At 61.4% G+C, this 10,235-nt stretch carries 10 protein-coding genes and 3 pseudogenes; 8 read left to right on the top strand and 5 right to left on the bottom strand.

The genetic code is table 11. The features are described from left to right. The first annotated feature begins 256 nt into the window (after positions 1-256). From P3C39_RS32780 to tnpB (P3C39_RS32770), 3 genes and pseudogenes are all read left to right on the top strand, one after another. A complete protein-coding gene (locus tag P3C39_RS32780) occupies positions 257-910 on the top strand; it encodes a transposase (protein ID WP_346016469.1) in 654 nt (217 codons plus the stop codon). Continuing rightward, positions 885-1,331 carry a transposase gene (locus tag P3C39_RS32775; protein ID WP_275955066.1) on the top strand — a complete coding sequence of 149 codons (447 nt, stop codon included), beginning with the start codon at positions 885-887 and terminating at the stop codon, positions 1,329-1,331. Before P3C39_RS32780 ends, P3C39_RS32775 begins: the two co-directional genes overlap by 26 nt. Further along, a pseudogene (gene tnpB / locus P3C39_RS32770) lies at positions 1,328-1,444 on the top strand (IS66 family insertion sequence element accessory protein TnpB); the annotation flags it as partial. The gene P3C39_RS32775 and the pseudogene tnpB (P3C39_RS32770), both read left to right, overlap by 4 nt. Positions 1,445-1,560: 116 nt before the next feature. On the opposite strand, the gene P3C39_RS32765 reads toward tnpB (P3C39_RS32770), so the two are convergent. From P3C39_RS32765 to P3C39_RS32750, 4 genes are read right to left on the bottom strand one after another with little or no spacing between them, the layout of a single operon-like run. Next, the gene (locus tag P3C39_RS32765; protein WP_275955067.1) at positions 1,561-1,776 is read right to left on the bottom strand and encodes a tyrosine-type recombinase/integrase; all 216 of its coding nucleotides are present in this window, start codon (positions 1,774-1,776) and stop codon (positions 1,561-1,563) included. Then, a complete protein-coding gene (locus P3C39_RS32760; RefSeq protein ID WP_275955068.1) occupies positions 1,707-2,516 on the bottom strand; it encodes a tyrosine-type recombinase/integrase in 810 nt (269 codons plus the stop codon). The genes P3C39_RS32765 and P3C39_RS32760 overlap by 70 nt, the downstream gene beginning before the upstream one ends. Then, entirely contained in the window at positions 2,513-3,445 is a 933-nt protein-coding gene (locus P3C39_RS32755; protein WP_275955069.1) for a tyrosine-type recombinase/integrase, read from the bottom strand. The genes P3C39_RS32760 and P3C39_RS32755 overlap by 4 nt, the downstream gene beginning before the upstream one ends. Further along, positions 3,442-4,680, bottom strand: coding sequence for a site-specific integrase (locus P3C39_RS32750; RefSeq protein WP_127808925.1), 1,239 nt, complete (start codon positions 4,678-4,680; stop codon positions 3,442-3,444). The genes P3C39_RS32755 and P3C39_RS32750 overlap by 4 nt, the downstream gene beginning before the upstream one ends. Before the next feature lie 179 nt (positions 4,681-4,859). Here P3C39_RS32750 and tnpB (P3C39_RS32745) point away from each other — a divergent pair. Both tnpB (P3C39_RS32745) and P3C39_RS32740 read left to right on the top strand, forming a co-directional pair. Next, positions 4,860-5,093 (top strand): annotated as a pseudogene (gene tnpB, locus P3C39_RS32745) (IS66 family insertion sequence element accessory protein TnpB); the annotation flags it as partial. A 38-nt stretch (positions 5,094-5,131) separates the two neighbouring features. Continuing rightward, positions 5,132-6,089: pseudogene (locus tag P3C39_RS32740) on the top strand (IS66 family transposase); the annotation flags it as partial. A gap of 907 nt (positions 6,090-6,996) precedes the next feature. Here the strand turns inward: P3C39_RS32740 and P3C39_RS32735 are convergent. Further along, positions 6,997-8,217 carry an acetyl-CoA carboxylase biotin carboxylase subunit family protein gene (locus P3C39_RS32735; RefSeq protein WP_127382844.1) on the bottom strand — a complete coding sequence of 407 codons (1,221 nt, stop codon included), beginning with the start codon at positions 8,215-8,217 and terminating at the stop codon, positions 6,997-6,999. 758 nt (positions 8,218-8,975) lie between these two features. Here P3C39_RS32735 and P3C39_RS32730 point away from each other — a divergent pair. The 3 genes from P3C39_RS32730 to P3C39_RS32720 all read left to right on the top strand — a co-directional run bounded on the left by P3C39_RS32730 (position 8,976) and on the right by P3C39_RS32720 (position 9,767). Then, entirely contained in the window at positions 8,976-9,170 is a 195-nt protein-coding gene (locus P3C39_RS32730; protein WP_127382843.1) for a hypothetical protein, read from the top strand. Continuing rightward, positions 9,167-9,331, top strand: a complete 165-nt coding sequence (locus tag P3C39_RS32725; RefSeq protein WP_164781826.1) for a hypothetical protein — start codon at positions 9,167-9,169, stop codon at positions 9,329-9,331. Before P3C39_RS32730 ends, P3C39_RS32725 begins: the two co-directional genes overlap by 4 nt. Positions 9,332-9,650: 319 nt before the next feature. Continuing rightward, complete coding sequence (locus P3C39_RS32720; RefSeq protein WP_275955070.1) at positions 9,651-9,767, top strand: ATP-binding protein; 117 nt, start codon at positions 9,651-9,653, stop codon at positions 9,765-9,767. Positions 9,768-10,235: the final 468 nt, after the last annotated feature.

The raw sequence follows: 10,235 nt of genomic DNA, 5'->3' as shown, positions 1-10,235 counted from the left end.
GTTTGTCAATCGTTCGCGAGAGCATTGGCGCTGTGCAGGCCAGTATGGAGAAAAATCCAGTTCAAACGGCCGTCGACCTCGAGGTTGATGCATAGCAACTGCGTCCTGTTGGTGGACACAGCTGATTTTTTGGAAGGTCAAGCTAGCCTAGACGTCATGTTCCAGGGCTGAGATCAGTGGCCCGCCCTTTCGTTCGATTAAGAGACGAGGGTTGCTCGGATGGGCCGAGCCGATCCTCGCGCACGGAGGGCGAGCCATGGGAGAGTGTAGCGAAGCGTTTGTCGCGTTTGATGTAGCCAAGAAGAAGCACGCGGTGGCGATGGCGGAGGGCGGCCGCACCGGCGAGGTCCGGTTTGTCGGCGAGGTCGAAAATAGTCCTGCAGCGATAGAGCGGACGATCAAGAAGCTGGGACAGAAGTATGATCGACTGCACGTCTGCTTCGAGGCCGTGCCGACGGGTTACGGGTTGTGCCGGCAGGTTCGCGATCTTGGTCAGGACTGCATGGTGGTTGCGCCGGCCCTGATCCCGAAGGGGTCGGGCGAGCGGATCAAGACGAACCGACGGGACGCGGTCACGCTGGCGCGGCTGCATCGGGCGGGCGAGCTGACTGGGGTGTGGGTGCCGGACGTCCTCCATGAGGCTGTCCGCGATGCTCGGGAAACTGCAGGCGACGATCTGCGCCGTAAACGCCAGCAACTGCTCTCCTTCCTTCTGCGCATGGCCGGATCTACGAGGGCGGCGGTCATTGAACATTGGCGCACCGTCGCTGGCTTGCCCGCCAGAGCTTCGCGCATATGGCGCAGCAGAGTAAGCGCTGTCCCGGCGGCACCTTTCGCGCGTGGATGTAAGGGACGATGTTCGAGGCCTTTGAGGGCTTCGACATATGACGATTTCAGAGTTTACGCTTAAGTCCAAGGACGAGGAGCCGGTCCGTCGGCTGGAAATCTTCACTGGTTCGGGTCGGCGGCGTGAGTGGCCGCCGGAGGAGAAGGCCCGGATAGTGGCGGAGAGCTACGAGGCGGACGAGACGGTTTGTGCTGTGGCACGCCGGTATGGACATTCCCCGCAGCAATTGTTCACCTGGCGCCGGGCTGCTCGCCGGCCGATGGGGGAGGCAGCGGTATCGGAGTCCATGTTCGTGCCGGCGGTGGTGACGGCAGCGCTTCCGAAGCACGCGGCGAAGCATCGGCCACAGCCAAGGAAGCGGGAGCCGGCTCGAGACGCTGGTGTGATCGAGCTTGAGATCGACGGCATCGCAATGCGGGTAGGTCGTGGGGCGGATTCGAAGACGGTTGCAGCTGTGATCCGTGCGCTGAGGGCAACGTCGTGATCGGGCCAACGGGAGCGGTCAAGATCATGGTGGTGACGAAGCCCGTCGACTTCCGCAAGGGAGCGGAAGGTCTGGCAGCGCTCGTGCGCGAGGCGATGGGCGCGGATCCGTTCTTATGCGTCGGGCGAGATTATGTGGCGGAGCCGCCCTGACCGCTTTCGGGCCGGCCAAACCCAGCTTGCCTCCGCCACATAATATTCAGATGGAGTTCAGCAGTTGCAGAACGGAGTCATTCGGTCGGAATCGCGCGCCGTGATCGCCGTTGACGCCGCATCATCTCGACATCCGCTGCGGCATAGCGGTGGGTCGTGGCGACCTGTGCGTGCCCGAGCCAGGCTTGGATCGTCAAAAGGTCCACGCCAGACTGGAGAAGCTTCATGGCGAGGGAGTGCCGGAAGATGTGCGGCGATATGGGCTTGTCGGCCAAGGCTGGCCTGATAGGCACGGCCTCGGCCGCCGCACGCCGCACGATATGGGTCGCTCCAAGCGAGTCAGGCGCTCGTTGCGGGCGCCGACGAATATCGGTCGCGGCTCGTGATGGGTGATCCCGCGCTCGCCCAACAAGGTCGTCAGCGCTCGCGCCAGGTCCTTAGGAATGGGCACGACGCGGTCTCTGCGCCCCTTGCCGCGCAGCAGCACTTGCGGGTGAGAGCGCTCCAACTGAAGGTCATTTGCGTTGACGCCGGTGGCTTCCGAGACCCGGGCGCCGGTCCGTGCCAGGAAGAGCAGAAAGGCTCGGTCGCGCCGACCACGAGGCGTCTTTGGATCGGGCGCCGCGATGAGGGTATCCACTTCGGCCTTGGTGAGATGGTGCGTTACCTCGGTGTGTGCCCGTTTAATGGGAATCGACAGCACGCGTTGGGCCACACCGAAGGACGCCGGGTCGGCGGCAGCGACGTGGTGGAAAAAAGACCGGATCGCGGCCAAGCGGGCGTTGCGCGTGGCGACGCAATTGTTCCGCTTCTCCTCGAGTTCGTCGAGAAAAGCGAGAACGAGGTCTCGATCGAGATCTTCGAGCGCCAACGCCGCCGGCTTCTTATGCAACCGGTCGGCGGCAAAGAGGATCAGCATGCGCAAGGCGTCGCGATAGCTGGCCACGGTTGCGGGAGTCGCATTGCGCTGCTTCGTCAGGCGCCGGCGGAAATAGGACTCCAGGAGCGGCGCCAGGAGCAGGTGTTCGCTCATGCTGCGCCTCCATCGAGGGCGGCACGCTCAGCCGCGATAGCGAGGAGCTCCGCCGAGCCCGTGAGGTAGTAGGCCGTGTCGCTGTAACTAACGTGGCCGAGATATGTGGCGAGCAAAGGCAATAGCGCCTGAACGTCTGCGCGCTGTTGGTGCCAGAGGCTGAGGCGGGTCACGGCAAACCGGTGCCTGAGATCGTGCGGCCTTAACGGCTTACCGCCATCAAAGTCGGCGAGTTTACGGACCTCGGCAAAGCCGTTTTGCAGGCCGGTCGCCGAGAGGCGGTTGCCCCGGGAACTGAGGAAGAAGGCCTGATCCTTGGGTATGGGGAAAGCGGCGTCGCGCTCACGGGCATAGCAACCAAGGGCACACTGCGTTGTCGTGTGAACTGGAACGAGACGGTCCTTGCGGAACTTTGTCTTCCGAACGAGGAGAACCCCGTTGGTGAGATCAACGTCGGAACGATCGAGCCCGACTACTTCGCCCGATCGCAGCCCTGAACTTGCCAACAATCCGATCAGCGTCGCCATCGTCCGCCCTCGCAGAGGGATGCTAGGCGAAATGCGGGCGCATGCGTCGATGAGTGACGTCAACTCAGCCTCGCTGAGAATACGCGGAGGCGGAATCGCTCTGGATCTGGGGAAAGCTCTGCGCTCCAAGCCCTCGGTCCGGGCGTCGTAGACGGCGAGATACTCGTAAAACCGGCGGAGCACGCCATGGCGAATTGCGCGGCTGTTCGCGGCGCCGCTGAACGAGAGGACGAAGTCCAGCGCCATCGTCCGGGTAGCGGGCGCATCGAGCTGAGCGCGCCCAACGTAGCGGACGAAAGCCCGCAACGTGCCGGCTTGCTTGCTGAAGGGGTAGCCGAGGGAGTGGCGCAGCTCGATGTACCGCTCGGCCTTCTCGCCGAGGAATTGGGCAAAGGCGGTCATGCGACGCCTCCCGGAAAGGGGAGTGCGACCTCGGCGAGCTGCGAGGTCGCGACCTTTACGTACAGTGCCGTTGTGTTGATGCTTCGGTGCCCGAGAAGATCGGCGACCTCGTTGATCGGCCTTCGCTGCTTGACGAGCTGGGTGGCAAGACTGTGGCGCAGGAGATGCGCACCTGCGACCCGCCCGAGTTCAACCCCGCCATGTCGCAACCACTTCCGCACGATCCTCGAAACAGGCGACGCGCATTTGAATGCTGCCACGGGCGGCGTGAAGGACAGGAACAGATACGGACTATCCACCTTCGGTCGAGCGCGCAGGACGTAGTCGGCGAGCGCGGCGCCGGTCTCCTCGAGCAGCGGCGCCACCCGATCCCGCTTGCCCTTGGTGCGCCGGACAGAAACCTCGCCAGCACGCCAGTCGATATCCTGCAGCTGAATGGCGCGTAGCTCACCGTTGCGAATGCCCGTGGTGGCGAGTAGCAGCAGGACGGCTCGATCGCGGATGTCGACCGGCGTCGTTGCGCCGATCGCATCGATTGCGCGCCGAACGTCATCCCATGCAAGGCGCGGCGGCAAATGCGCCAAACGCCAATGAGGCGTCCTTGGGACGACGCGGTCGAGATCCTGGTCATGGTGGCCAGCCCAACATAAAAACTGAAGAAATGTTCGGATGTGAGAAGTCGCCGCCGTGCGGGTGCCGGTGGTCGCCGATAGCGACAGCCGATGCTCGACAGCAGCGAGGACGTGCTCAGCCGTCAACGCCTCGAGGTTTTGACCGGGATGATGATGGCGGAACCAATCCAGAAAGCGGCGGCCGCCCAGTAGAACGCCTTCGCGGGTCTTCGGCTCAAGTCCTCGCGCCTTGCGCAAATAGTCGGAAAATGAGGTCAGAAGCGGAGTATCCGGATCATCATCTACCCTGGGAGCGGAAGCAATGAAGCGCTCCGGAGCCACTCGCCGTGCATGTCCCAGCGCCGATGCTGCCCCAATGCGTGGAGAATCTGTAGTAAACGTGCATAAATAGCTGTCGACGACATCTTGATGGATCGGCATCCGACCACAGCGCGTTGCGGCAAACTGGCTAAAGCGTGCGATCCGGCTCAAGTAAATCTTGGCGGACGCTCGCTTGTAACCAAGGGCGAAAAAATGCTCCGCGAGGCGATCCATCTCGCCACCGAGTGCACCGCTACGCAGGCGCTTGAGCACCCCACAATAGGAAAAATAGAACTCGAGCATTCTGCCCCTCCGGCGTTGTGGCACAGGGGAATCCCGCGCCATGAGAGAGGCATGAAATATTATGTAGCGGAGGCAAGGTGGATTTGGCCGGCCCGAAAGCGGTCAGGGCGGCTCCGCCACATAATCTCGCCCGACGCATAAGAACGGTTATGTGGCGCGCCACATAACCGTTCTCGGGCGCGGTCTACGTGTTCCGGGCCAAGCGGGCCGACCGCATCAAGCTCGTCTACTTCGACGGCACGAGCGTATGCTTGTTCGCCAAGCGGCTGGAGGATGGCAAGTTCTGCTGGCCGGGCGTTACCGACGGCGTCGTGCGACTGACGGCGGCACAGTTGCAGGCACTCCTGGAAGGCCTCGACTGGCGGCGGGTGCACGAGACGCGCGAGACGCGTGTTCCTATTGCGGCGAGCTGACCATCACATCGTTGCCAAATCACTATCCATGCTTGTTCGTGACCGACGCGGCCTCTGCCCTTCCCGACGATCCCTAACACGCTTCAGGCGATGCTTTTGGCCGCGCGTGTGGAGAATGAGAGGCTCCGCCAAATCATCAAGGGAGTTGCAGCGCTATCGCTTCGGGCGAAGGGCGGAGAGCCTGCCTGAGGACCAGCTTCTTCTGGGGCTGGAGGAAGCCGAGCAGGTAGAGGCGGAGGGCTTCGCCAGCGCGGAGCCGCAGACCCTGTAAAGCGGGATGCCCGGGCTCGCAAGCGCCGCGCCAACCGCGGCTCGTTACCCGCCCATCTGCCGCGCGTTGAGCAGGTAATCGATATAGCCGACAAGATCTGCCCGTGTTGCCGAGGCCAGTTGCATGTAATGGGCGAGGACCTCTCCGAACGTCTCGACATGATCCCCGCCCAGTTCCGGGTGATCGTCACCCGTCGACCGAAGTATGCCTGTCGCGCCTGCGAAGAGGTAGTGATCCAGGCGCCGGCTCCAGCCCGCCTGGTCCAGGGCGGCATTCCCACAGAGGCCACGGTGGCTCATGTGCTGGTGTCGAAGTATGCCGACCATCTGCCCCTGTATCGTCAGGCCCAGATCTACGCCCGCCAGGGCGTTAACCTCGACCGTTCGACGCTGGCCGACTGGGTCGGCAAGGCTGCCTTCCTCCTGAAGCCGGTGCATGAGCGGCTGGTCGAGCGGTTGAAGGCGCGGACAAGCTCTTTCGCCGACGAGACCACCGCTCCCGTACTCGATCCGGGCCGGGGGCGGACCAAGACGGGACAGTTGTTCGCCTACGCCCGTGACGAGCGCCCGTGGGGCGGGACCGATCCGCCAGACGTCGCCTATCTCTACGCACCGGACCGCAAGGCCGAGAAACCGATCCGGCATCTTCAGGGCTTTGTCGGAACCCTGCAGGTCGACGGATACGCGGGCTATAAAGCGCTGGCCGAACGCAACGCCGTGAGGCTAGACAGAGGACAGCCCCGAGACGAAGACACGGAAGGCGGTATCGAACCCGCGGATGAGAGTCTGATCAGCCGTCGTCTCTGAGCTCCACCCCCAGCCCTGTGCAGCTTCAGCCGATCCAACTGCTTCGCCCACGCCGAGCAGACCATCGTCTTGCGCTCAGCCTTGACAGGGAACATGAGAGACTAGTGGTGGCGGCATCTTCCGGCTGTAGAGGAATGCGACGGACCTTGAGCGAGAGTCAGATTGAATGAACAGTTTGGCGGGCGCAGATGCGGATCCAATTTCGCCACCGCTCGGGAATCCGGCATTTCGCTCTATCTGGCTGGGCTTTCAAGTCACCTCCCTCGGCTGGTAATGCAAACTGTCGCCATCTGCTGGCTGATGGCAACTCTCGACCTCCGATCTAATGGCTGCGTTGTACCGGCTTCGTCGCGCCTGCCGCGTTCATCTTATTTGTCTTTGCCGCGCGCGGAACACTCAGTTTACCACTATGAAGCCCGGGAGACACGTTTGCTGCCACCAAAGAGCTTTACCATCGCACCGACGCTGCGCTCGACCCCCTCGGTCGCGAAGACATCATGTGCTCGGTTAGCGCTTCACTGCGGACCGATGTTGTAGCGCTCGAGACTCAAGGTTGGGCGTGATTTTCATTGCCAAAGTAATCCATCTGCGAGGCGGGTGGCCTCGAAACAGGTAATTCTCCTTTGGGGCAGCTTCACCAGTTTGCTGACGATGCCCTATGTGATCGTTTCCGTCTCCGCCTCGCTTCAGCACTTTGACCCCATTCTCGATGACCGCCCAAAGCGACCGGACGCGGCTGCGCTTTCTTCGAAGGCATCCTGCCGCAATCGCCTCCGGTGTGATCACCGCTTCTCTTCAGTCGGGGAGGTAAAGGCCGCACATTGTCCTATTCGCCCCTAGTCGGAAATGGTGTGATTGACCAATTGATCAAGTCGACGGCACGCTGAAGTATCGCCTTAGTATGAGCAAGGTTGGGTGAAGCGGCGATAACAAATCCCATAGCGTCTTGGTAATCGCCTTTCCTTACGATCGGCGTCTTGGGTTTAACAAAAAGTTTGACCTCGGCGACGCCTGGTATAGCCGCCGCCCGACCGTCGCCATTAATCCAATCCAGGGTCCCATCCCGATCAGGAAGTAGGCACCGCCAGGCCGAAGTGTGCGAATGCCTTTTGCGCAAATCCCATTCGTCGCCGATAACAAGCTTGATGTGCTCGGTGACGAGATCAATACCATAAGCCAACTGAACTGGCTGAGTACCGCCAGCAAGACGCGGGTTGACTTCAATGACGACTGGGCCAAGCTTCGTCCACCGGAATTCAATATTCGTTGGCCCCCAGCCAAGGCCGAGAGCGCGCAAACAACTCAGCGAAAGATCGGCGATACGCTCATGCTCGTCATCAGTCAGAGCCGCCGGAAAGATGCCCTCACGATAGACAAAATACGGTAGAGGGCCGAAGTCGGCCGCCTCAATCCCAATGATCTCATTTCCCATTATATAAGTCCAATAAAGGGGGCCATGCGCGAATTCTTCGACCAGTATCCGCGGAGGTGAGCGCCATATGTGCTTCCCGCCCAACAGATAGGTCGTATGTTCGGTCAACTCATCAACGTCGCGGCACAATCGGACACCGCTGCTGCCGATGCCGACGGCTGGCTTAAGAATAACCGGCAGGCCGATCTCCGCGGCAGCGCTTTCAACGTCCGTCGCATTCGCTGCCAAGCGATAAGCAGGGATTGGAACCCCGGCCTCCGCGAGGAGCTGACGTTGAGTGAATTTGTCGCAGCATCGCTCAATCGATGCGGGGTCCGGTCCCGGTAGATCGAAATGCAGGCAGAGCTTGCCAACTGTCGCATAGACCTCCTCCTTCGCGCTTGTAATGCCGGCAATGTCATAGGTCGCAGCCAGCCGGGAACATTCGCGGAACAGCGCATCGAGATTGTTTGTATCGACACGGATTGCCTCAATGTTTTCCGCCGCAAGATAGTTGTACTGAGCTGGATCAGCCGACAGGGTAATTGGATGAAGACCAAGACGCTGGGCTGCTTTCACGTATCGTGCACCATTGCTCGTCGTGCCTTCAATCAGGATGAGCGCTCTTTTCGCCATTTGCTGTTAACCTCGTCGTAGCGTGCTGTGCGGCGGTCTGAGTGTTAAATCGGCATCAGCTCTTTATCCGTGCCTGACCTCAAACGCTGTGGTGAACCTAGCATTGTCAGCGATTTGGTTATCGCGAAGACTCTGTAAATTTATTTGAAGGATCTGTCGCAACTGTTTTGATCACCGGCTTATCACCCGCCGTCCGGACCTGCGGGAGCGGATTGTAGCGTCAGGCGGTGGCGCGCCCTTTTGGGTGAGCGCAAGTTTCATGCAGCGGCAGACGGAGACGGGGTTGCACTGCTGCGCCAAACCTGCTCGCCCCGTAGCGGCAAGCTTTCAGCCTCTGTGGGGTTCTTGGTTCGCGCGATTGACAGGCCAAGCGAACCTAGGAGCGCGTCTTCGGGACGACCACGGGGTCACGGCCGATCCGGCGGTGCTGTCGCGCTTTCTGCGCCGGCGCGGCGCGAAAATTCCCTGGTTGGCGCTTCTACCGCGGTGTCGATGTCCATGCCGATTCCATCAGGACGGGAGCGGCGCTGGTGTTCCAACTTGGAGAACTTCTGATGATATTGTATCTACTCTGTCAGGGTCCGCCGGTGACCGCAATCGGCCGGCGAACGGGCCGCGATCCACGACGGTCCGCAAATACGCCAAGCAACCGCAAAACTCAATCCGACATCGTCGGCCGCCTCGGCGACCAGGTCGCAAGGTGATCACACGACCTAACCAGAACGTCGCCACGCGGCTGGCGTTGTGGGGAGCCGGTCATGCGCATTCGCCCGCCCACTATCGACAGCATCAGGAAGAGCCTGGTTGGGCTACGCGTGCCACGGGTCCTCGAAGCGCGCGACGCGGCGCTGCGGCGCATCAAGCAAGGCGAGATCGACGGAATCGAGGTCTCCCACCATCTGCTGCTCGACGACTCACCCTGCGCGATAGCAGCGCATCAAGTTGGCGCTTGACGAAGGCGCGCCTCACCGCCATCAAGACGCTCGTTGGCTTCGACTTCGCCTTCCAGCTATCGCTCGATAAAGACCGCATCATGGCGCTGGCCGAGCTGAGGTTCTTCTCGGCCCGGCTGGCAAGAGCCACGTGGCGACCACACCCCCTATCGAAGCCGTGAAAGCCGCAAAGAGCGTCTACTTCTCGAAGCTCGCGACGTCCTCGCCTCGCTCGCTGAGGCCGTACGCGAAGAGCAGCTGCGTAAGCGTATTCGCCATCCATGCCGCTCGCTTCGGCTTCGATCGGCACGTCCAGCTCGATGCCGAAATGGTCGAACAAATCCGGGCGCGGCACTGGCCTCGCTGGTCGTCGTCATGAAGTCGGCGATCTCGCAGTCGCGCGCGGCGGCGGCAATCTGTTTCTTCCCGCTTGTCAACGCCCGATATGAATAGCGCGCCATCATTTCACCTCAAACCGGATTCGCCGAACGGGGCGAGGTCTTGGGCGATCCCATTGTTGCAACAGCGCTGCTCAATCGCCTGCTTCACCACGCGGTCGTCATCCAGATCGAGGTATCAAGCCTACCGAGGAAGAAGCTCACCCACCCGGGTTCATGATCTCGTGCCGCAACCGCAACCCGAGCTATCGTATTCACCACTTCAATCCCAGCACCGCCGCTCTCCTAATCCGATTGCTGATCGAGCCGCAGACGACGCCGCCTCGCCCGGCCGGTTGAAGATGGCTTTGACTGTTTTACCCAGTTGAAGGCGCCGATCCGCTGGATGTTTTGCAGCCTGAGCCGGAACTCCTCCCCACGTCTGCCGGAGAGTTATGTCTACGTCACCGGCGGCGTTGCCGCGATGTCGAAATTTGCGCTGAGCAGTATATCGGCGAGGGTGAGTGCTGTGGAGCTCCTATCCTCCCCTTTATTGAAGATAGCTCGCGGAGACCCGGTTGTAGTGGGAGACACGTTGCTCAGCAAGCCATTCTCGCCGTTGCGGTGCTCCGAGGCCCCGCGTATTCGCTACCTCGCTTCCAGCACGGCACTGAGGAACTGCCGCGTCCGCTCGTTCTGCGGATCGCCA

The organism is Mesorhizobium sp. XAP4 (genome assembly GCF_029269325.1).
Classification (GTDB): domain Bacteria; phylum Pseudomonadota; class Alphaproteobacteria; order Rhizobiales; family Rhizobiaceae; genus Mesorhizobium; species Mesorhizobium ciceri.
The sequence above is the reverse complement of the archived record's forward strand: the minus strand, read 5'-3'. Positions and strand labels throughout refer to the sequence as shown.